This is a genomic window from Pseudomonas sp. AP19 (genome assembly GCF_001728855.1).
Taxonomy (GTDB): Bacteria; Pseudomonadota; Gammaproteobacteria; order Pseudomonadales; family Pseudomonadaceae; genus Aquipseudomonas; species Aquipseudomonas fluorescens.
In genome coordinates, this window is the sequence record NZ_LXJP01000032.1 from 59,155 (window position 1) to 80,058 (window position 20,904).

The window sequence follows — 20,904 nt, forward strand, 5'->3', positions numbered from 1 at the left end:
AGCAAGTAAATTATTTCAGCGCGATGAAAAAACCCGCCTTAAGGCTCAAGGCCAATGCGGAAAAACTCCCCGCCGCTCCATACGCCAAGCCAGTTCTGACCGTTGATCGGACGACTGACCGCCAACTCGACCAATTGGTAAAAGGCGTTGCGATGCACGAGGGCTTCGAGGTTGGTGCGCACCCGCAGATAAGGCGCGGGTTCTTGGGTGACCGGGTCGATCACCACGCGCAACGGGTGTTCCAGCCCGGCTTCGACCTGTTCGTCGACATTGGTGGTAAAGCGCAGTACCTGGCTTTCGCCCTGGCCTTCGACTTCAAGGGTTAACGCGACAAACGGCGCATCATCGACGGTGATGCCGACCTTTTCCACCGGCGTCACCAGAAAATACGCATCGCCGTCGCGGCGAATGATGTTGGAGAACAACTTGACCATCGGCTTACGCCCAATCGGCGTGCCCTGATAAAACCAGGTGCCATCGCGGGCGATGCGCATATCGATATCGCCGCAAAACGCCGGGTTCCACAGATGCACCGGTGCCGGCCCCTTGCCCTTGGGCAGTTGAGCCAATAGATCATTGGCCTTGGCGGAATCGGTCATGGGTTCTCCCTTATTTACCTGTGAGGTTACTGATCACTCATGCCCAGCAGGCCTCGGGCGTACTTCGCCAGCGGGCGGGCAATCAGGTCTTCTGGCTTGTTGTCATGGAACGTCAGTAAACCGCCACGACTGCGAATACGTGCAGTATCAATCAAATACTGGGTGCTGGTCTCGATCAACATGATCTGGATGACGCCACTGTCGATCCCTACGCGGTCCAATGCCTGCTGATCGGTCCACTCATCGGCATTGCCGATACGGTCATCGGCCGCCGCAAAACGGCAATACAGCAGGTAATGCGCACCCGCTGCACGCGCTTCGGCCATGGCTTGTTCCAGGCCTTCAGGCTGGCGGGCGCGGCGCACCATGGGGAAATATTCGACGAAGCCGTTAAAGGCCTCTTCGGCCACCACGTTAGGTCGCGGGTAGGCACTGCCCGGCGGTACGAAAGCGCCTTGGGCGATAAAGACAAAGGAGTCCGGCTGTATGCGAACGGACGCAGTACGGCGGGTATCACTGTGGTCCAGCAACCCGGCGTCGCTCATCTGATAGCGGGTGCCTTCGGCCATATCGCTGACGGTCATGCAACCACTCAGCGTCAACGACGCCAGCAACAAAACCAGACTACGCATCCCAATCCTCCAAAAGCCGGTGACGGAAAACCGGCGAATGGGCACAAGATGCAGAATCCGCGCCATCCAAGAACTACACACAACAAATGTGCGAGCAGGCATGTTGCCACAGGGTTCGGCGCACGTTTGGGCTAGCCGCCGATGATCTTCATGATCGTCGCACCACCGGAGAAGGCCACTTCCTGCTTATCGCCCAACGCCTTCACCAACAAGCCTTGCAAGGCCGGTAAAGCCTGGTGACGCGGTTTGTCCAGCAGGTCGCCGACGTAGTGACGATTGCTCGACGACAGGCAGCCATGCAACCAGCCGGTGGATGACAGCCGCAGGCGCGAACAGGTCCGGCAAAACGGCACGCTTTCGTTGGCAATCACGCCGAAAAAGCCTTTGCCCGGCACTTCGTAACGCACCGCAGTGGCGTCCACCGGGGCATTGGCTTGCAGGTATTCGTGGTGTTCGCCGATCAGGCTGAGCAATTGCTGCAGGCTGACAAATTGCTGCAGGAACGCATTGGAGTCCTTGGCCAGATGCCCCATGCGCATCAGCTCGATAAAACGCAACTCGTAGCCGCGCTCCAGGCAGTAGTCGAGCAACGGCATCACCTGGTCGAGGTTCTGCCCGCGCAACGGCACCATATTGACTTTGATTTTGATCCCGGCAGCGCGGGCCTGGTCCATGCCGTCCAGCACGGTGGCCAAGTCGCCGCCACGGGCGATGCTGCGGAAAGCGTCGGCGTCCAACGTGTCGAGGGACACGTTGATGCGGCGAATGCCGGCGTCCACCAGCAGTGGCAGTTTGCGGGCGAGCAGTTGGCCGTTGGTGGTCAGGCTGATATCACTGAGACCCATCCCGCCCACCGCGCCCATGAAGGCTTCCAGCTTGGGGCTGACCAGCGGCTCGCCGCCGGTGATGCGCAGGCGCTCGATGCCCGCCGCTTCGATCAGATAAGCCACACCACGGGCCATGGCCTCGGCCGAGAGTTCGTCCTGGGCAGCCACCAACCGTTTGCCGTTGGGCACACAGTAGGTACACGCGTAATTGCAGGCTGAGGTCAGGCTGATCCGCAAATTGCGAAACCGCCTGCCTTGACGATCAACGATCATGGATCACTCCGGCAGAGGATTGTACGGGCGATCTAAAAGCTGACTTATAAATCAACTTTTAGCAAGGTCCTTGCCTGAGTATATTCCTGGGGTACTGCAACTGGCAGTAATTGATTGCGCCATCACTGTCAGGAATAGCTTAACTGGCAGGCGCGTCGCCGCTCTTCGGTTCAGCGCCTGGCAGTTCAGCGCTGTGCTTGCGCTTGTTGCCCATGCGCACGCCGATATCCATCAGGAACTGGAAGAAACCTTCCTGATCTTCCAGCACATTGCTCCAGAACGGCGAGTGGTACAGCGCAACCGCGCCGTGCACCAACGCCCAGGCGGCGCAATAGTGGAAATAAGGCGGCACATCTTCAAGCTTGCCTTCGCTGATGCGGCCCTTGATCAGCAAGGTCAGGCGTTCGAAGTTCGAGGCGCGGATCTTGTGCAGCTCCTCGACCATTTCCGGCACCTGATGGCCTTTGACCACCTTCTCTTCCAGGCGGTCGAACAGGCGATAGCGCTGCGGATCACGCATGCGGAACTCGAAGTAGGCGCGCGACAGGGCTTCCTTGTCCTTGTCCACATCAGCCGAATGCAGCAGTTCGTTCAAGTCGCGCTCGTAATCGAGCATCAGGCGCAGGTAAATTTCCGCCTTGGATTTGAAGTGCTTGTAGATCGTGCCTTTGCCGATACCCACGGCATCCGCAATCATCTCGACGGTGACACTGTCTTCACCTTGTTCAAGGAATAACTTGAGTGCGGTGTCGAGAATTTCCTGCTCACGGCGGCGAAACTCACGGACCTTACGGGGTTCTTTGTGCATGAGGAAGAGGTCTGCAAAGGTCGAAATAGGGAGGGTTGCGCAGGGCCACGGATACGCGGCGATACGATTTACCCGATGCGAGGGATTATCCCGACTGAACGGTCGTTGGGCAACGTCTATGTGAACCCGCAACGCACTTTACTTTCAACACGCCAACGATTTGCTCGCTGCCAGTCAGAAATAATACGCAACAACTGCCCCTGTGCACCTGCGCAATGAGAACTCAAGCGAAGCGCGCGTATTCCAAATCTGTTTAAAAAACGATCAGATGCGACTGGACTGAATCGGATACTGATCAATACTTGAACTGTCGGCGTGGCATCTCCCCCAAGTGACGCGTCGACCTGGGTACCGACGGACTGCGTGCCCTTGTTTTACTCCTAATGGTCTTAGCCCGGATTCACCCCCCAGAACCCGGGTTTTTTTTGCCTGCGATTTGCCTGCCTTACCCTGCGACGTGGGCCAGCGGGAACAACCGCTTGAAGTTCGCGGTGGTCTGCTCGGCAAAGCGCTCGTACGACTCGCCCCGCAGCATTGCCAGGTAATCCGCCACGTCGCGCACATATTCCGGCAGGTTCGGCTTGCCGCGATGGGGAATCGGCGCCAGGTACGGCGAGTCGGTTTCCACCAGCAGGCGGTCGGCCGGCACCTGACGCGCAACGTCGCGCAGGGCGTCGGCGTTGCGGAAGGTGACAATACCGGACAGGGAAATGTAGAAGCCCAGGTCCAGGGCGGCCTTGGCCATGTCCCAGTCTTCGGTGAAGCAATGCAGCACGCCGGCCTGGGGCAACGCCGCTTCACGCAGCAGGGTCAGCGTGTCAGCGCGGGCGCCACGGGTGTGGACGATCACCGGCTTGCCGGTTTGCTGCGCGGCGTGCAGGTGCAGGCGAAACGAGGCTTGCTGCAACTCGGCGGCCTCCGGCTCGTAGTGATAATCCAGGCCGGTTTCGCCAATGGCCACCACTCGCGGGTGGTTGAGTTCGCCCAATAGCCAATCGAGGGCCGGCGCTTCACCGGGCTTGAGGTCCAGCGGGTGGATGCCTACCGAGCAATCGACATCGGCATACCGGTCGGCCAGTGCTTTGACGTCGGCAGCGTTTTCGGCGCTCACGCCGATGCACAAGAAGTGCCCTACTCCGCGCTGGCGCGCTGCCTCAAGGGCGGCATCGAGGGAGCCGCCGTGCTGGGCAAGGTCGAGGCGATCAAGGTGGCAATGGGAATCTACGAGCATAGGAAGTTACGACTTGAGTCCGGAAAGTTGAGTCACGGAAAGTAGGCGGCCAACGATACACCCGTCGGCCACTGAAATTAACGCCGGCCGAGCAAGCCGACCCACTGCACCAACAGCGCTTCAAGCAGCAGCACGCGGTTGAGGTTGGCTTTGCCGAGAACCTTCTGGCGCTGGGCCAGAATCCAGTCCTGGATATTCAACACCTTGTCTTGCGCGCTTTTCTGCGCAAGGTACTGCACCACCTTGCGCATATCCGGCAGGCCCAAGCCGCTTTCATCCTGGGTCAACTGGTAGCGCAGGATCAGGCTCGACCAGTCGCAGAACCAGTCGAACAGCAACAACAAGGGAATGTCTTTCCAGGCGCCTTCGGCCAGTTGCGTCGCGGACTGCTCTTGCTTGAGCAGCTTTTTGACGCCCTCCACCACCAGCGCACGCTGCTCGCGCACGCCCTGGGCTTGCAGCTTCACGGCAGCCAGCGGCGAGCCGGCGGCCAGGGTCAGCAGCTCGACGCGCTCTTCCTGCGAGCACTCAGGCAGCGCCTGGGCCAGCCACTGCAAGCTCAAGGCTTCGCTCGGCAAAGGGCAGGCCTGCTGGACACAGCGGCTGCGAATGGTCGGCAACAAGCGGCTGGACTGATGGCTCACCAACAACAGCACCGTATCGCCCGAGGGTTCTTCCAGGCTCTTGAGCAAGGCGTTGGCGGCGTTGATGTTCATCGCTTCCACCGGCTCGACCAGGACCACCTTGCGCCCGCCCATCTGTGCGGTCTGCACCACAAAGCTGACCAGGTCACGCACCTGGTCGACCTTGATCGCCTTGTCGGCTTCCTCGGGTTCCAGCAAGTAGTTATCGGGGTGGCTTCCGGCCTTGAGCAACAGGCAGGATTTGCACTCGCCGCAGGCTTCCAGATGAACCGGGCGCTGGCACAACAGGCTGGCCATGAGGCGCTCGGCGAGTGCACGCTTGCCGATACCAATCGGCCCGTGCAGCAAATAGGCGTGGGCATGCTGGGCGCGGCCGGCCAATTGTTGCCAGAGACTGTCCTGCCATGGATAGGCTTCAGCCACGGGCGCGCTCCAGGAGTTGAGGTAGCAGCGCATCAATGGCTTGTTGTACCTGGGCCAGCGGTTGGGCCGCGTCCAGCACGGAATAACGTGCCGGCTCAGCCTTGGCGAGCGTGAGGAATGCAGCGCGCACGGCATCAAAGAACGCACGCCCTTCCAGCTCGAAGCGGTCCAGGCGACCGCGGGCACTGGCACGGGCCATACCGACTTCCACCGGCAGATCGAACAGCAGGGTCAAGTCAGGGCGCACATCGCCCTGAACGAAAGTTTCCAGTGCAGCGATGCGCGCCAGCGACAAGCCACGGCCACCGCCCTGGTAGGCGTAGGTGGAATCGGTAAACCGATCGCAAATCACCACCGCACCGCGCGCGAGTGCCGGGCGGATCACTTCAGCCAGGTGCTGGGCACGGGCAGCAAACACCAGCAGCAGCTCGGTGTCCGGGTTCATCTGTTCTTCACCTGGGGCCAACAGCACTTCACGAATGCGTTCGGCCAACGGCGTGCCGCCGGGCTCACGGGTCAGCACCACTTCAACGCCCTCGGCGCGCAAGCGCTCGGCCAGGTAATCGCGGTTGGTGCTTTTGCCGGCGCCTTCCGGGCCTTCCAGGGTAATAAACAAGCCAGTCACAGGCAGTCCTTAGTCAGAGTCATTGCGGGCTTTGCGGCGCAGCGGTGGCCGGCGCAGGCTCGGTCGGTTGTTCAAGCGGCGCTGGAGTCGGCGCATCGGCAGGTGGCGCCGAGTCTTCCGATGGTTTCACCAGCGGCGCTTGAGCCGGAGCATCGGCAGGCGCCGCCGGGTCTTCCGATGGTTTCACCACCGGCGCCGGGCTGGAGCGATAGTCGGCCCGGCGTTTGAGCTGAAACTCACGCACGGCGGCATTATGCGCATCCAGGTCATCGGAGAAAATATGGCTGCCATCGCCCCGGGCGACGAAATACAGGCTACTGCCCGACACCGGGTTCAACGCGGCGTGAATCGCCTCGCGGCCGACCATCGCGATCGGCGTCGGCGGCAGGCCGGCAATCATGTAGGTGTTGTAGGGGTTGGCTTCCTTGAGATGGGCGCGGGTCAACTTGCCGTTGTAGCGTTCACCCAGGCCATAGATCACCGTCGGGTCAGTCTGCAACAGCATGCCGATCTTCATGCGGCGCACGAAGACGCCGGCGATCTGCCCGCGCTCTTCCGGCACGCCGGTCTCTTTCTCCACCAGCGAAGCCATGATCAGCGCCTGGTAAGGGTCGGTGTACGGCGCATCGGCGGCGCGCTTGCTCCACTCCTGGGCGAGGACGTCGTCGAGGCGGTTGTAGGCCTTTTTCAGGAATTCGACATCGGTCATGCCGCGCACGAAGCGATAGGTATCAGGGAAGAAGCGCCCTTCAGGAAACACGCCAGGGTGACCGAGCTTGTCCATGACTTGGCTATCGCTCAGGCCCGACAAGGTCTGCACGATCTTTTCGTGCTTGGCCAGAGCCGACCGTACCTGCCGAAAGTTCCAGCCTTCGACCAGCGTCAGGCTGTATTGCACCACTTCGCCGCGCTGCCACAAGCCGATCAAGCCCTCCGCGGTCAGGCCAGGAGTCATGCGGTATTCGCCGCTGTGCAACGGCTGACCATCGAGGTTGAAGCGCCAGTAAAGACGTAACCAGAACGCACCATCAAGTACGCCGTCAGCTTCAAGGCGATTAAAGGTGCCCGTCGGGGTCGACCCGGCAGGCACATCGAGCAATTGTTCCTGGGTCAGATTCAGGGGCTGCTTCAGGGCAGAGTCGAGCTTCCAGGCAGAGAAGCCCAGCAGCAAGCCTGCCGAGACCAGGCCGATTTGCAGCAGTAAAACCAGTTTTCGTATCAACTCAAATATCCAATAGCGCGCGAACAATGCCCTGCAGTTTACGGGTGAGTGGCCCAACCGACCAGCTCATCGCAGCGCAGCCACGCACCGGCCAAATGCCATAAACGCTGTTGCAGACAAAGACTTCGTCAGCCTGCTGCAACTGCTCAAGGCTGATGTCGGCCACGGCCCACGGGATGCCCAGCGCCTGCGCCTGTGCCAGAACTTCCGCGCGCATCACCCCGGCAACGCCACAACGATTCAGATCAGCGGTTAGTAACAGGCCGTTGCGCACCAGGAACAGGTTGCTGAAAACGCCCTCAATGACGCGTCCGGAGATATCCAGCATCAAGCCTTCGGCATGCTCGGTATCTTGCCACTCAGCGCGGGCGATCACTTGTTCGAGACGATTAAGGTGCTTGAGACCCGCCAGCAACGGCTGCTCGGCCAAGCGAGTCGCGCACGGAAACAGGCGGATGCCGTCGGCTCCGTGAGCATGGGGATAGGTTGCGGGCGGACCGCCCTGCAAGATACGGCGCACCGGAGCGCCGGGGTTGATGCCATAACCGCGCAGGCTGTCGCCACGGGTGAGGATCAACTTGAGTACGCCGTCGCCCAGGGCGGCGGCATACGCCAACACCTCGCTGCGGATCAGCGCTTGATCCGCAACCAGGGCGAGCCGCCTGCAACCCTCAGCGAGGCGTTGCAGGTGACGGTCGAGCAGCACAGGCTGCCCGGCCTTTACGGCGATGGTCTCGAACAACCCGTCGCCATACGCCAGGCCGCGATCTTTCAGGGGCACGTTGTCCGCTGGCTGACCGTCGACCCAGCTGTGCATCACTCAGCGAACCGGCGGAACACCAGCGAACCGTTGGTGCCACCGAAACCGAACGAGTTGGAAATCGCCACGTCGATCGGCATCGGCTGCGCTTCGTGAGGCACGAAGTTCAGGTCGCAGCCTTCGTCCGGCTCATCAAGGTTGATGGTCGGTGGAGCGACCTGATCCTTGATCGCCATCACGCTGAAGATCGCTTCGACCGCGCCCGCCGCACCCAACAAGTGGCCGGTCATGGACTTGGTGGAGCTGACTGCCAGCTTGTACGCGTGCTCGCCGAACACCGACTTGATGGCTTCGGCTTCCGCCAAATCGCCGGTCGGGGTCGAGGTGCCGTGGGCGTTGATGTACTGCACTTGGTCAGGGTTGACCTTCGCATCACGCAAAGCGTTGGTGATGCAACGTGCAGCACCGGCACCGTCGGCCGGTGGCGAGGTCATGTGGTAGGCGTCGCCGCTCATACCAAAGCCAATCAGCTCGGCGTAGATCGTGGCACCACGCGCCTTGGCGTGCTCCAGCTCTTCCAGTACCAGCGCACCGGCACCGTCGGACAGTACAAAGCCGTCACGGCCCTTGTCCCACGGACGACTGGCGCGAGTCGGCTCATCGTTGCGAGTCGACAGTGCACGGGACGCGCCGAAGCCGCCCATGCCCAGCCCGCAGGCGGCCATTTCGGCGCCACCGGCGATCATCACGTCGGCTTCGTCATAGGCAATGTTACGTGCGGCCATGCCGATGCAGTGCGTGCCTGTGGTGCACGCCGTGGCAATGGCGTAGTTAGGTCCCTGTGCGCCCAAGTGGATCGACAGGAAACCGGAAATCATATTGATGATCGAGCCCGGCACGAAGAACGGTGAAATTCGACGGGGGCCGGAATCGTGCAAGGTGCGGCTGGTTTCTTCGATATTGGTCAAACCGCCAATACCCGAACCCATGGCCACGCCGATGCGCTCACGGTTGGCGTCGGTCACTTCCAGGCCGGCATTACGCACCGCCTGAAAACCGGCTGCCAGGCCGTATTGAATGAACAGGTCGAGTTTGCGGGATTCTTTGATCGAGAGATATTCCTCGACATTGAAGCCCTTTACCGAGCCGCCAAAACGGGTGGAATAGGCAGAAAGGTCCGTGTGTTCGATCAGACCAATACCACTGTGGCCAGCAAGAATGCCCTGCCAACTGCTCGGCACATCCGTACCCAGTGGCGACAACATACCCATACCGGTGACTACGACGCGTCTACGCGACACAGCACTCTCCTTTTTCTTGATGACGACACTTTGCTTCAGAGCTCACTTTGCTTCAGAGCTAAAGAAAAAACCGCACGCCGTTACAGCAGTGCGGTTTTTCCCTAACAGCAAGCGACGACTACAAACTATTACGCCTGGTGGCTAGTAACGTAGTCGATAGCAGCTTGAACGGTAGTGATTTTTTCAGCTTCTTCGTCCGGGATTTCGGTCTCGAATTCCTCTTCCAGAGCCATCACCAGCTCAACGGTGTCAAGGGAATCGGCACCCAGGTCTTCTACGAAGGAAGCAGTGTTGGTCACTTCTTCTTCTTTAACGCCCAGTTGCTCGGCGACGATTTTCTTGACGCGCTCTTCGATGGTGCTCATACCTTGTTTAACTCCTAATGGACAAATTCAGGCAGCTGGCCAGTGGGTAAGTGTATAGAAAGCCTTTTCAGCTTTTCAACTGAAAGCTTCACCCTTGTACCCGGCAGGCCACCTGCCTATAAATTAAGTTGCAGCTTTATAACGGATTTTAGACAGCTCGTATGACATTTTTTTGAAGCGATCCGTCACAATTTAACTCATGTACATCCCGCCGTTCACCGGGATTGTAGCCCCAGTCACGTATGCCGCACCGTCGGATGCCAGGAAAGTGACCACATTCGCGATCTCTTGAGCCTGGCCCAGACGGCCCAGCGGAATCTGTGTCAGCAACGCTTCACGCTGTGCTTCCGGCAGTTCACGGGTCATATCGGTGTCGATGAACCCTGGGGCCACCGAGTTGACCGTAATCGACCGCGAACCGACTTCACGTGCCAATGCACGGCTGAAACCTTCCAGACCGGCTTTGGCGGCTGCGTAGTTTACTTGGCCTGCGTTGCCCATGGCACCCACTACGGAGCCAATATTGATAATTCGACCCCAACGCGCTTTGGTCATGCCGCGCAAAACCCCCTTGGACAGGCGAAACAGACTGTTCAAGTTGGTATCGACCACGTCGTACCACTCGTCGTCTTTCATGCGCATCATCAGGTTGTCGCGGGTGATACCGGCGTTGTTTACCAGAATAGCCGGCGCGCCAAATTGTGCAGTGATCTGGGCCAATACCGCTGCAACCGATTCATCACTGGTCACGTTCAGCTCAAGGCCGGTGCCCTGCACGCCGTTTTCCTTCAAGGTCGCGGCGATACGCTCAGCGCCGGAGGCGGAAGTGGCGGTGCCGATCACAACAGCGCCCTGACGGCCCAGTTCGAGGGCAATCGCCTGGCCAATACCACGGCTGGCGCCGGTAACCAGTGCAACTTTACCTTGCAGACTCATGCAGGCTTCTCCTAATTTCAGGGTTCAGGCCAGCGCCGCACGAGCGGCAGCGAAGGCGTCAGGTGTATTGAGGTTAGCGGTGGATACGCCGTCGGCGCAGCGCTTGTTCAGGCCGGCCAGGACCTTACCCGGGCCACACTCAACCAGCTCGGTGGCGCCATTGGCAGCCAGGGTCTGGACCGACTCGACCCAGCGCACCGGCTTGTAGAGTTGCTCCAGCAGGTCGCGCTTGAGGGTGTCGAGGTCGGCGGCCACGGCCGCGCTGACGTTCTGCACCAGCGGGATCTGCGGCGCCTTCCAATTGATGGCGGCGATGGACTCGGCAAAACGCTCGGCAGCCGGGCGCATCAGCTCACAATGGGACGGCACGCTCACCGGCAATGGCAAGGCACGCTTGGCGCCACGGGCCTTGCAGCCTTCGATGGCACGCTCAACCGCCGCCTTGGCACCGGCGATCACCACCTGGCCAGGGGAGTTGAAGTTCACTGCGCTGACCACTTCGCCCTGGGCCGCTTCTTTGCAGGCCTCGATCACGACGGCATCGTCCAGACCCAGGATAGCGGCCATGCCGCCCTGCCCGGCTGGAACGGCTTCTTGCATCAACTGACCACGACGCTCAACCAGCTTGACCGCTTCAGCGAGGGTCAGGCTGCCCGCAGCCACCAGGGCGCTGTATTCGCCCAGGCTGTGACCGGCCACGTAAGCCGGGCGCGCGCCGCCTTCCGCCAGCCACAAGCGCCACAGGGCGATCGAAGCGGTCAGGATGGCCGGCTGGGTTTTATCGGTTTGATTGAGTTGCTCTTCCGGCCCCTGCTGGGTCAGTGCCCACAGGTCGTAACCCAAGGCATCGGAAGCTTCCTTGAAGGTTTCCAGGATCAGCGGATGTTGCGCGCCCAGCTCGGCCAACATGCCGAGGGACTGCGAACCCTGCCCTGGAAAGACGAATGCGAGGGATGTAGACATGTAACAAGCCCCTAATGATCTGGTCGTCAAAAATGCGTGCCCCTACGGTGGGAGCGCACGAAACTGACAAGTTGGATGGTCTATTGAACTGGCCGGTCACATTTAAGCACTCCCGGGCCAATTCGCCTAAGGCAACAGATCCTCAAGACGGCCGCGCAGACGTTGCGGCAGGTTTTCCTGAATCTCGATCAGCGCCCGCGCAATCGCACTCTGAAAGCCCTGCACACCGGCCGAGCCGTGGCTTTTCACCACAATGCCCTGCAGCCCCAGAAAGCTCGCACCGTTGTGCCGCGCCGGCGCGAGGTCGGCCTGCAAGCGGCGCATCAACGGCAGCGCCAGAGCGCCGACCAAACGGGACGCCAGGCTCTGCTTGAACAAGGCCTCGATACGCGTGGCAATCATCGTCGCCAGGCCCTCGCTGGACTTGAGCAGGATATTGCCGACAAACCCGTCACACACCACCACATCCGCCTCGCCCCGGTACAAACCATCCCCTTCGACGAAACCGATGTAATTCAAGCCCCGAGCAACTTGCAACAGGCTGGCAGCGAGCTTGACCTGCTGGTTGCCCTTGATGTCTTCGGTGCCGATATTCAGCAGGGCTACACGCGGACGTGCCACACCCAGCGCCTCAGCGGCCACCGAGCCCATCACGGCGAACTGAAACAGGTGCTCGGCACTGCAATCGACGTTTGCCCCGAGGTCGAGCAACTGGCAATAACCTCGCTGCGTGGGAATCGCCGCGACCATCGCCGGCCGATCGATACCGGGCAGCGTCTTGAGCACATGCCGCGACAACGCCATCAACGCCCCGGTGTTGCCGGCACTGACACAGGCTTGCACCTTGCCATCACGCAACAACTCAAGCGCCACCCGCATTGAAGAATCAGGCTTGCCGCGAAGGGCGACCGCCGGCTTTTCATCCATGCCGATGGTTTCGCTGGCCGCTGTAACAGTCAGGCGCGCGCGATCTACCGCCGGATGGCTGGCAATCAATTCTTCAAGAAGGGAGGGTTGACCGACAAGGGTCAGGTGCAGCGAGGGCGTTGCAGACAGGCTGGCAATGCAGGCCTGAACAATGCTGCGGGGACCGAAGTCCCCGCCCATTGCGTCAATCGCGATGACTTGAGCAGACAAGTGATTACTCGTCAGCGCCCTTGTCGATCACTTTACGACCACGGTATACGCCTTCTGGCGATACGTGGTGACGCAGGTGAATTTCACCGGTGGTTTTTTCTACAGACAAAGTGCTCGCCGTCAGGGCATCGTGCGAACGACGCATGTCACGGGCGGAACGGGATTTTTTGTTCTGCTGAACAGCCATAATTGATTAACTCCTAAACGTTTGGGTCACGCTTTAACTGCGCCAATACACTGAACGGGTTGGACCGCGTTACCTCGTCCTCGCTCGGTTCGGCCTCGTCATCGAGACCCTCCGGCTGCTGGCATTCTTCCGGATGATGAGCAGGCACAATGGGCAAGGCGAGCAAAAGCTCCTCCTCGATCAGTGCATGCAGATCCAAAGGATCTTCGCCCAGTTCCAGCACGTCATAACCTTTCGGCAACGACTGGGTATTCGCACCCTCCTTCACCACGGCATAACTGCATTCGCTATGGATCGGCAGGGTGACCAGCTCAAGACAACGCTGGCAAACCATTTTGACTTCGGTGTCGATAAAACTGTGGATCACCACAGATTTACGTTCATCTCGTTCAAAAACAAATTTGGCCTGCACCGTACCGACAGTGTCGGAAAGCGGGTCGCAGAGTCTCTCCAAATCGGCCAGCAGCAATTCACCTTGAAGGGAAGTGCCACGATCTGCCAATTTGCGCGGGTCAACGTGAGGTGGAATCGGGTCATTCAACATAGGCGCAGCATTATAGGGATGCACCCGGCCATGTCAAAGGAAATTCAGCCCTGTGCGTCAGCCGGTCGCCCCGCTAGAATCCCTGGCTGCCTTGAGGAGACGCTAATGCTGCCTTTATTACTCGCATCCAGCTCGGTTTATCGCCGGGAATTGCTGAGCCGCCTGCACCTGCCGTTCATCTGCAGCTCGCCGGATATCGACGAAAGCCATCGCGCAAATGAGTCCGCGATTGAGCTGGTCAAGCGCCTGGCCGAAGAGAAAGCCCGCGCCCTCGCCGGCAGCCATCCCGGGCATTTGATTATCGGCTCCGATCAGGTTGCCGCACTCGAAGGCAGGATCATCGGCAAGCCCCACACGTTCGAAAACGCTCGCGAGCAACTGCTTGCCGCCAGCGGCAAGCACGTCAGCTTCCTGACAGGCCTGGCACTGCTTAATAGCGAGACCGGGCATTGCCAGGTGGACTGCGTGCCGTTCACCGTGCACATGCGCGTGCTGGACGCCGAGCGCATCGAGCGCTACTTGCGCATTGAGCAGCCCTACGACTGTGCCGGCAGCTTCAAGGCTGAAGGGCTGGGCGTGAGCCTGTTTCAAAGCACCGAAGGCCCGGATGCGACCAGCCTTGTCGGCTTACCGCTGATTCGCCTGGTGGATATGCTGCTGGCCGAGGGTGTGCAAACCCCTTAAAACCCGCGCAAAACCAAATGTGTGAGGGGGCTTGCTCCCGATGGCGGCGGGCCAGTTACCAATAAGCTGGCTGACCCACTGCTATCGGGAGCAAGCCCCCTCCCACATTTATCGACACAGAGCTTGAGATCTCAGCGCAGCGTCGGCCCCTGGAAGCCCATGTACAAGGCCAGTTTCTCCGCCACACTGGCGCCGAGCTTCTTGGAGAAGCGATCAAACGGCGATTCCTCAACCGTAAAATCCACCAACTCTTTCTCGCCAATCACATCGCGCGCCACCGAACTGGCACTGCCCAAACCATCGATCAGCCCCAGCGGCAACGCCTGCTCGCCCGACCACACCAACCCGGAGAACAGCTCCGGATGGTCTTTATCCTTCAGACGATCCCCACGCCCTTGCTTCACGCTCGCAATGAACTGACGGTGGGTCGTATCGAGCACGCCCTGCCAGAACTGGGTCTCGTCGGCTTTCTGCGGCTGGAACGGGTCCAGGAATGACTTGTGCTCACCCGAGGTGTAGGTGCGACGCTCCACACCCAACTTCTCCATGGTGCCGACGAACCCGTAACCGGCCGCCGTCACACCAATGGAGCCCACCAGACTGGCCTTGTCGGCATAGATCTGGTCAGCGGCACTGGCAATGTAATAGGCACCCGAGGCGCCCAGATCGGAAATCACTGCGTACAGCTTGATGTCCGGATGCAGTGCGCGCAGACGCCGAATCTCGTCATACACATAACCCGACTGCACAGGGCTGCCGCCCGGGCTGTTGATGCGCAGGATCACGCCTTTGACCTTGGGGTCTTCAAACGCGGCACGCAGGCTGCTGACGATATTGTCGGCGCTGGCTGACTCCTTGTCGGCAATCACCCCGCGAACTTCGATCAAAGCGGTGTAGTGGCTGCCACGGGTGGCGCCTTTCTCGATGTCCATCAGCGGACTGAACAACGCCAGCATGGCAAGCAGGTAAACAAAGGTCAGCAGCTTGAAGAAAATCCCCCAGCGCCTGGAACGACGCTGCTCCTGGACACTGGCCAGAAGCGTCTTCTCCAGCAGCTTCCAGCTTTTGTCATCACCGCTCTCGGCCTTTTCGGGCGCTTTCCACTCGTCACTCATGCCATCAACCCCAGCAAAGACTTATTGGGCCCGGCTGAGCCAGGCCTGCAGTTCAGAAAAATGATCAATCGTCAGCCTGGGCTCATATTGCTGCAAGGCATCGGCAGCCTGGGCGCCGTAGCTGACCGCCACGCTGTCCATGCCAGCATTGCGCGCCATCATCAGGTCAAACGAAGCGTCACCCACCATCAATGCCTGGCGCGGCGCGACGCCGCAATGCTCCAGGATTTGCTCCAGCATCAGAGGATGAGGCTTGCTGGCGGTTTCATCCGCCGCGCGAGTGATGTCGAAATAATCTTCGAAGCCATGTGCCTTGAGCACCCGATCCAACCCGCGACGGGCCTTGCCGGTAGCGACTGCCAAGTGATAACCCTCGACACGAAAGGCCTCCAGCGACTGCAGGACACCGTCAAACAAAGGCGAAGGCGTGGCCTCCAGCGCAATGTAATGATCAGCGTAATGGTCGCGAAAGGTCACCAGCTCAGCGTCGCTGATCTGGGGATACAAGGTAAGGATCGCCTCAGGCAAGCCCAGGCCGATAATGCCTTTTACCGCCAGGTCAGTGCACAACTCGAAGCCCGAGCGGGTCGAGGCGGCATGCATTGACTCGACGATCCGACCAATGGAATTGCACAGGGTGCCGTCCCAATCAAAGATCAGCAGCTTGTAATCAAGGTGCGACACTCAAACGCTCCACGGTCTTGGCCCACATCTCGTCGACCGGTGCCTGCAGCTTCAGTTCGCCACCATCGGGCAACGGCACCGTCAGCATGTAGGCGTGCAGAAACAGGCGCTTGCCGCCCAGGTCGCGGATTTCCTTGGAGAAGTCCTCATCACCGTACTTGGTGTCGCCGGCGATGCAGTGACCTGCGTGCAGCGTATGCACGCGAATCTGGTGGGTACGACCGGTTACCGGCTTGGCCTCGACCAGGGTGGCGAAGTCACCGAAGCGGCGCAGCACCTTGAACAGGGTCAGGGCTTCTTTGCCCTCCTCGTCCACTTCGACCATGCGCTCGCCGGAGCGCAGGTTGCTCTTCTGCAATGGCGCACGCACGCTCTTGATGGAACTGGCCCAGTTGCCACGGACCAACGCCATGTAGCGCTTGTCCACGCCATCGCCACGCAAAGCGGTGTGCAGGTGGCGCAACATGCTGCGTTTTTTGGCAATCATCAACAGGCCGGAGGTGTCACGGTCCAGGCGATGAACCAGCTCCAGCTCCTTGGCATCCGGACGCAACTGGCGAAAGGCTTCGATCACGCCGAATGTCAGGCCGCTGCCACCGTGAACCGCAATGCCGCAGGGCTTGTTGATCACGATCAGTTTGTTATCTTCGAACACAATCGAGGCTTCAAGGCGCTGCAACAGGCCTTGGGCCAGTGGCACAGGCTCGTCGCGCTCAGGCACGCGCACCGGCGGCACACGGACGATATCGCCCGCCTGCAGCTTGTACTCGGGCTTGATCCGGCCCTTGTTCACGCGCACTTCGCCTTTACGCAAGATGCGGTAAATCAAGGTCTTGGGCACGCCTTTGAGCCTGGCCAGGAGAAAGTTGTCGATGCGTTGGCCGGCATATTCCGGCGAGACCTCAAGCAGCTGGACGCTGGGGGTCTGGGGGGCGGTAGTCGTCATGGCCGCGATGATAACAATTTTTTATGGAATTGAAGCACTTAATCATTGCTGCTATAGTCGCGAACGCCGCCAAAAGCGGCCTGGACAGAGGACTTGCGGCAAATTGCCGGCCCTGACCATCGCAATTCATCAGGACGCGAGGCCGTCCTACGGGGCTTTCGCCACCTTGGAAGGCTCGAGATTGTAACAAGCGCAGGTGACATGAGGCCTGAAGCGAGTGCAGAAAGCAGAGTGAATACTCGCGTTCTGCGCCGATATTTACGGCCAGTTCACAAAGTGCAGTCAGTCTTGAGCCAGACCATGGCGAATGCTTCGGAAACAACGCCTGTTAAGAGCTGAGTGAGAGCGCAATCGCCCACACCTAGTCTTGTTTAGCCATGAGCGTGGACTCCCCATTGGAGAACACGGTAAATGCCAACCCGCTGCGGATTCTGCGCGCGGCAGCACCCGAATTATCAGGGATACGTGTAGGGTGGAGATGCACAACCGTCGGACCGTGTAGCACTAGGCTTATATTTAGACGCTTCATCTCGTCCACAGTCGCCGGTTGATTCCTCCTCCTGACCTTAGCTTTTGTTGAAGTGGTGCCTTTGTCACCACCGCTAACAAGCAGGACGCGTCCGTCGCGATACCGGCCCACATTGGCGGGTTTTGCTGGACACTGGAGTGGCCAACCACTCTTGACGCACCTGACACCGACCGTGAGAAGTCGTGTGTGCCGAACGCCGTTTCCGGCAGCCCGGAAACCGACGGTACAACATGAAAAGAATGCTGATTAACGCAACTCAACCCGAAGAGTTGCGTGTTGCACTGGTAGATGGCCAACGCCTCTACGACCTGGACATCGAGTCCGGTGCACGCGAGCAAAAGAAGGCCAACATCTATAAAGGCCGTATTACTCGCATCGAACCAAGCCTTGAGGCTGCCTTTGTCGATTTCGGCTCCGAGCGCCATGGCTTCCTGCCCCTCAAGGAAATCTCCCGCGAGTACTTCAAGAAAGCCCCTGAAGGCCGCGTGAACATCAAGGACGTCCTGAGCGAAGGCCAGGAAGTCATCGTTCAGGTCGAAAAAGAAGAACGTGGCAACAAGGGCGCAGCCCTGACCACGTTCATCAGCCTGGCTGGCCGTTACCTGGTCCTGATGCCGAACAACCCACGTGCCGGCGGCATTTCCCGTCGTATCGAAGGCGAAGAGCGCAACGAACTGCGTGAAGCGCTGAACGGCCTGGTAGCACCGGCCGACATGGGCCTGATCGTTCGCACTGCCGGCCTTGGCCGCAGCAGCGAAGAAATGCAGTGGGACCTCGACTACCTGCTGCAACTGTGGACCGCTATCAAAGAAGCGTCCCTGGATCGTTCCGCGCCGTTCCTGATCTACCAGGAAAGCAACGTAATCATCCGCGCCATCCGCGACTACCTGCGCCAGGACATCGGCGAAGTACTGATCGACAGCGTTGAAGCCCAGGACGAAGCCCTGACCTTCATCCGCCAGGTGATGCCGCAGTACGCCAGCAAGATCAAGCTGTACGAAGACAGCGTTCCGCTGTTCAACCGTTTCCAGATCGAAAGCCAGATCGAGACCGCCTTCCAGCGTGTGGTCGAACTGCCTTCCGGCGGCTCCATTGTTATCGACCCGACCGAAGCCCTGGTGTCCATCGACATCAACTCGGCGCGCGCGACCAAAGGTAGCGACATCGAAGAAACCGCCCTGCAGACCAACCTGGAAGCGGCTGAAGAAATCGCCCGCCAGCTGCGCCTGCGTGATATCGGCGGCCTGATCGTGATCGACTTCATCGACATGACCCCCGCCAAGAACCAGCGCGCCGTGGAAGAGAAAGTCCGCGAATGCCTGGAAGCTGACCGCGCCCGTGTGCAGGTTGGCCGTATCTCGCGCTTCGGCCTGCTGGAAATGTCCCGTCAGCGCCTGCGCCCATCCCTGGGTGAAAGCAGCGGCATCGTCTGCCCGCGCTGCAACGGCACCGGCATCATCCGTGACGTTGAATCGCTGTCCCTGGCGATCCTGCGCCTGATCGAAGAAGAAGCCCTGAAAGACCGCACCGCCGAAGTCCGCGCGCAAGTGCCGATCCCGGTTGCAGCCTTCCTGCTCAACGAAAAACGCAACTCGATCACCAAGATCGAACTGCGCACCCGCGCCCGTATCGTCATCCTGCCGAACGATCACCTCGAAACGCCGCACTTCGAAGTGCAGCGCCTGCGCGATGACAGCCCGGAAGCCCACAGCGGCCAGTCCAGCTATGAAATCGCTGCTGCCGCTGCGGAAGTCGAAGAAGTCCAGCCGGCCGCCGCAACCCGCACACTGGTTCGCCAGGAAGCTGCCGTGAAGACTGCACCGGCGCGTGCCAACGCACCGGTTCCGGCCGAAGTGGCTGCACCGGTTGCCGCCCCTGCCGCCATGCCTGAGCCAAGCCTGTTCAAAGGTCTGGTGAAGTCGCTGGTGAGCCTGTTCGCCACCAAAGAAGAGCCTGTCGCTCCGGTTGTGGTTGAAAAACCCGCCGCCGAGCGTCCGGCCCGTAACGAAGAGCGTCGCAACGGTCGCCAGCAGAGCCGTAACCGCAACGGTCGCCGTGACGAAGAGCGCAAGCCTCGCGAAGAACGTGCACCGCGTGAAGAACGCGCGCCACGTGAAGAGCGTGCACCTCGCGAAGCCCGTGAAGAAACCCCGACCGTAGCCCGCGAAGAACGTGCACCGCGTGAAGAGCGCGCACCACGTACTCCGCGCGCCCCGCGTGAAGATCGCAAGCCACGTGGCGAGCGCGAAGAACGTGTGCGTGAACTGCGCGAGCCGCTGGACGCCGCACCGGCCGTTGCTGCCGAAGCTGCCAGCGAAGAGCGTCCGGCTCGCCAGCCGCGTGAAGAACGCGCCCCACGTGAAGAGCGCCAACCGCGCCCACCGCGTGAAGAGCGTCAACCACGTGCCGAGCAAGCCGCTGCCGCCAGCGAAGAAGAAGTGCTGACTGGCGAAGAGCAGTCGCAGGAAGATGGCCAGGACAACGCCGAAGGCGATCGTCCACGCCGCCGCTCCCGTGGCCAGCGTCGTCGCAGCAACCGTCGTGAGCGTCAGCGTGATGCCAACGGCAATGTGATCGAAGGCTCGGAAGAGACCGGCGAAAACGGCGAAGCTGCAACCACAGAGCCGACGGGCGCCGAACTGGCTGCTGGCCTGGCTGTGACCGCCGCAGTTGCCAGCAGCGTAATCAGCGCACCGGCTGGAGCCCAGGCGCATGAGCAAGCTGAACGCGCTACCGCTGCTGTCGAAGAGACTGCGGCTGTAGAAGCGCCGGTTGTTGAAGCGCCAGTTGCTGAAGCCCCGGCGGTTGAAGCCCCTGTCGTCGAAGCAACCACCCCGATCGAAGCCCCAGTGGTTCCGGAAGTGGAAGTTGCGCCGGTTCGCGAAGCCCAACCCGAAGTGGAAGTGGCTGCTGTTGAGCCTGCACCCGTAGTTGAAGCTCAGCCAGTGGTTGAAGCCGCTGTTGAAGCCCCGGCTGTCGAAGAAGCTGCCCCGGCAGTGCGTGAAGTTCGCGAAGAACAGACCGCCTTCCAGTGGACGGCCGAACCCGCTGCACCGGTTGAAGCGCCAGCACCTGCCCCCGTGGTAGAAGAAGCGCCTGCACCGGTTGCCGAAGTGGTTGCCGAACCAGCCCCAGCGGTCGAGCCTGCACCCGTGGTTGAAGCGCCAGTGGTTGCCGAAGTCGCAGCGCCGGTGATTGAAGCGGCTCCCGTTAGCGCCCTGACCGAAAATGGCCGTGCGCCGAACGACCCACGTGAAGTGCGTCGTCGTCGCAAGGCAGCTGAAGCTGCCGCTGCTGCAGCCGCTGCCGCACCGGCTGCCGAAGTGGTCGAGGCGCCAGCCCCTGCCGCAGAAACAGTGGTTGAACATGCCCCACAGGCACTGGAAGCAGAGCACGAGCCTAAACCTCTCGTCTGATCGCCAGCGCTACTAAAAAGCCCCGTCAGGTAACCCTGGCGGGGCTTTTTTTT

General features: G+C 60.4%; 21 protein-coding genes. 2 read left to right on the forward strand and 19 right to left on the reverse strand.

Annotated features, from left to right (window positions below; all coding sequences use genetic code 11):
* Nucleotides 1-38 precede the first annotated feature (38 nt).
* From A7D21_RS21170 to A7D21_RS21245, 16 genes are all read right to left on the reverse strand, one after another.
* A complete protein-coding gene (locus tag A7D21_RS21170; RefSeq protein ID WP_053257552.1) occupies nt 39-599 on the reverse strand; it encodes a DUF1285 domain-containing protein in 561 nt (186 codons plus the stop codon).
* Between the two features lie 26 nt (nt 600-625).
* Nucleotides 626-1,231, reverse strand: coding sequence for a DUF4823 domain-containing protein (locus tag A7D21_RS21175; RefSeq protein WP_053257553.1), 606 nt, complete (start codon nt 1,229-1,231; stop codon nt 626-628).
* A 131-nt stretch (nt 1,232-1,362) separates the two neighbouring features.
* Complete coding sequence (locus tag A7D21_RS21180) at nt 1,363-2,331, reverse strand: GTP 3',8-cyclase MoaA (RefSeq protein ID WP_053257554.1); 969 nt, start codon at nt 2,329-2,331, stop codon at nt 1,363-1,365.
* A 139-nt stretch (nt 2,332-2,470) separates the two neighbouring features.
* A complete protein-coding gene (locus tag A7D21_RS21185) occupies nt 2,471-3,139 on the reverse strand; it encodes a TetR/AcrR family transcriptional regulator (RefSeq protein WP_053257555.1) in 669 nt (222 codons plus the stop codon).
* Between the two features lie 445 nt (nt 3,140-3,584).
* A complete protein-coding gene (locus A7D21_RS21190; RefSeq protein WP_053257556.1) occupies nt 3,585-4,370 on the reverse strand; it encodes a TatD family hydrolase in 786 nt (261 codons plus the stop codon).
* Between the two features lie 77 nt (nt 4,371-4,447).
* Nucleotides 4,448-5,437 (reverse strand): DNA polymerase III subunit delta', encoded by a 990-nt coding sequence (locus A7D21_RS21195; RefSeq protein ID WP_069552626.1) that lies wholly within the window; start codon nt 5,435-5,437, stop codon nt 4,448-4,450.
* Entirely contained in the window at nt 5,430-6,062 is a 633-nt protein-coding gene (gene tmk, locus A7D21_RS21200; protein ID WP_053257558.1) for a dTMP kinase, read from the reverse strand. Before tmk ends, A7D21_RS21195 begins: the two co-directional genes overlap by 8 nt.
* Nucleotides 6,063-6,081: 19 nt before the next feature.
* Nucleotides 6,082-7,284 (reverse strand): endolytic transglycosylase MltG, encoded by a 1,203-nt coding sequence (gene mltG, locus A7D21_RS21205; protein ID WP_069552627.1) that lies wholly within the window; start codon nt 7,282-7,284, stop codon nt 6,082-6,084.
* Nucleotide 7,285: 1 nt separating this feature from the next.
* Nucleotides 7,286-8,101, reverse strand: a complete 816-nt coding sequence (pabC, locus tag A7D21_RS21210; RefSeq protein WP_053257560.1) for an aminodeoxychorismate lyase — start codon at nt 8,099-8,101, stop codon at nt 7,286-7,288.
* Entirely contained in the window at nt 8,101-9,345 is a 1,245-nt protein-coding gene (gene fabF, locus A7D21_RS21215; RefSeq protein WP_053257561.1) for a beta-ketoacyl-ACP synthase II, read from the reverse strand. Before fabF ends, pabC begins: the two co-directional genes overlap by 1 nt.
* A gap of 128 nt (nt 9,346-9,473) precedes the next feature.
* Complete coding sequence (acpP, locus tag A7D21_RS21220) at nt 9,474-9,710, reverse strand: acyl carrier protein (RefSeq protein ID WP_010165887.1); 237 nt, start codon at nt 9,708-9,710, stop codon at nt 9,474-9,476.
* Nucleotides 9,711-9,902: 192 nt separating this feature from the next.
* Nucleotides 9,903-10,646 carry a 3-oxoacyl-ACP reductase FabG gene (gene fabG, locus A7D21_RS21225; RefSeq protein WP_010566560.1) on the reverse strand — a complete coding sequence of 248 codons (744 nt, stop codon included), beginning with the start codon at nt 10,644-10,646 and terminating at the stop codon, nt 9,903-9,905.
* 24 nt (nt 10,647-10,670) lie between these two features.
* Nucleotides 10,671-11,609: an ACP S-malonyltransferase gene (gene fabD, locus A7D21_RS21230; RefSeq protein WP_053257562.1), complete on the reverse strand. Its 939-nt coding sequence runs from the start codon at nt 11,607-11,609 to the stop codon at nt 10,671-10,673.
* A gap of 126 nt (nt 11,610-11,735) precedes the next feature.
* The gene (gene plsX, locus A7D21_RS21235; protein ID WP_083272225.1) at nt 11,736-12,746 is read right to left on the reverse strand and encodes a phosphate acyltransferase PlsX; all 1,011 of its coding nucleotides are present in this window, start codon (nt 12,744-12,746) and stop codon (nt 11,736-11,738) included.
* Nucleotides 12,747-12,750: 4 nt separating this feature from the next.
* On the reverse strand, nt 12,751-12,933 hold the full coding sequence (gene rpmF, locus A7D21_RS21240) for a 50S ribosomal protein L32 (protein ID WP_008152339.1): 183 nt from the start codon (nt 12,931-12,933) through the stop codon (nt 12,751-12,753).
* Nucleotides 12,934-12,946: 13 nt separating this feature from the next.
* A complete protein-coding gene (locus tag A7D21_RS21245) occupies nt 12,947-13,477 on the reverse strand; it encodes a YceD family protein (protein ID WP_032886799.1) in 531 nt (176 codons plus the stop codon).
* 105 nt (nt 13,478-13,582) lie between these two features.
* Between A7D21_RS21245 and A7D21_RS21250 the strand changes: the two genes are divergently transcribed.
* Nucleotides 13,583-14,161: a nucleoside triphosphate pyrophosphatase gene (locus A7D21_RS21250; protein ID WP_053257564.1), complete on the forward strand. Its 579-nt coding sequence runs from the start codon at nt 13,583-13,585 to the stop codon at nt 14,159-14,161.
* Between the two features lie 131 nt (nt 14,162-14,292).
* Here the strand turns inward: A7D21_RS21250 and A7D21_RS21255 are convergent, their stop codons facing one another.
* The 3 genes from A7D21_RS21255 to rluC are packed head-to-tail and all read right to left on the reverse strand — an operon-like array spanning nt 14,293 to nt 16,906.
* The gene (locus A7D21_RS21255) at nt 14,293-15,276 is read right to left on the reverse strand and encodes a S49 family peptidase (protein WP_069552629.1); all 984 of its coding nucleotides are present in this window, start codon (nt 15,274-15,276) and stop codon (nt 14,293-14,295) included.
* 21 nt (nt 15,277-15,297) lie between these two features.
* Nucleotides 15,298-15,960, reverse strand: a complete 663-nt coding sequence (locus A7D21_RS21260; protein WP_069552630.1) for an HAD-IA family hydrolase — start codon at nt 15,958-15,960, stop codon at nt 15,298-15,300.
* On the reverse strand, nt 15,947-16,906 hold the full coding sequence (gene rluC, locus A7D21_RS21265; protein WP_032886795.1) for a 23S rRNA pseudouridine(955/2504/2580) synthase RluC: 960 nt from the start codon (nt 16,904-16,906) through the stop codon (nt 15,947-15,949). The genes A7D21_RS21260 and rluC overlap by 14 nt, the downstream gene beginning before the upstream one ends.
* A 759-nt stretch (nt 16,907-17,665) precedes the next feature.
* On the opposite strand from rluC, the gene rne reads away from it, so the two are divergent.
* Nucleotides 17,666-20,851, forward strand: a complete 3,186-nt coding sequence (gene rne / locus A7D21_RS21270) for a ribonuclease E (protein ID WP_069552631.1) — start codon at nt 17,666-17,668, stop codon at nt 20,849-20,851.
* The last annotated feature ends 53 nt before the right edge of the window (nt 20,852-20,904 follow it).

What these genes read in the sequence shown, in the direction of transcription:
- A7D21_RS21170 (WP_053257552.1), bottom strand. Translation starts at nt 599, where the DNA reads ATGACCGATTCCGCCAAGGCCAATGATCTATTGGCTCAACTGCCCAAG.
- A7D21_RS21175 (WP_053257553.1), bottom strand. Translation starts at nt 1,231, where the DNA reads ATGCGTAGTCTGGTTTTGTTGCTGGCGTCGTTGACGCTGAGTGGTTGC.
- A7D21_RS21180 (WP_053257554.1), bottom strand. Translation starts at nt 2,331, where the DNA reads ATGATCGTTGATCGTCAAGGCAGGCGGTTTCGCAATTTGCGGATCAGC.
- A7D21_RS21185 (WP_053257555.1), bottom strand. Translation starts at nt 3,139, where the DNA reads ATGCACAAAGAACCCCGTAAGGTCCGTGAGTTTCGCCGCCGTGAGCAG.
- A7D21_RS21190 (WP_053257556.1), bottom strand. Translation starts at nt 4,370, where the DNA reads ATGCTCGTAGATTCCCATTGCCACCTTGATCGCCTCGACCTTGCCCAG.
- pabC (WP_053257560.1), bottom strand. Translation starts at nt 8,101, where the DNA reads ATGCACAGCTGGGTCGACGGTCAGCCAGCGGACAACGTGCCCCTGAAA.
- acpP (WP_010165887.1), bottom strand. Translation starts at nt 9,710, where the DNA reads ATGAGCACCATCGAAGAGCGCGTCAAGAAAATCGTCGCCGAGCAACTG.
- fabG (WP_010566560.1), bottom strand. Translation starts at nt 10,646, where the DNA reads ATGAGTCTGCAAGGTAAAGTTGCACTGGTTACCGGCGCCAGCCGTGGT.
- fabD (WP_053257562.1), bottom strand. Translation starts at nt 11,609, where the DNA reads ATGTCTACATCCCTCGCATTCGTCTTTCCAGGGCAGGGTTCGCAGTCC.
- rpmF (WP_008152339.1), bottom strand. Translation starts at nt 12,933, where the DNA reads ATGGCTGTTCAGCAGAACAAAAAATCCCGTTCCGCCCGTGACATGCGT.
- A7D21_RS21245 (WP_032886799.1), bottom strand. Translation starts at nt 13,477, where the DNA reads ATGTTGAATGACCCGATTCCACCTCACGTTGACCCGCGCAAATTGGCA.
- A7D21_RS21250 (WP_053257564.1), top strand. Translation starts at nt 13,583, where the DNA reads ATGCTGCCTTTATTACTCGCATCCAGCTCGGTTTATCGCCGGGAATTG.
- A7D21_RS21255 (WP_069552629.1), bottom strand. Translation starts at nt 15,276, where the DNA reads ATGAGTGACGAGTGGAAAGCGCCCGAAAAGGCCGAGAGCGGTGATGAC.
- rluC (WP_032886795.1), bottom strand. Translation starts at nt 16,906, where the DNA reads ATGACGACTACCGCCCCCCAGACCCCCAGCGTCCAGCTGCTTGAGGTC.
- rne (WP_069552631.1), top strand. Translation starts at nt 17,666, where the DNA reads ATGAAAAGAATGCTGATTAACGCAACTCAACCCGAAGAGTTGCGTGTT.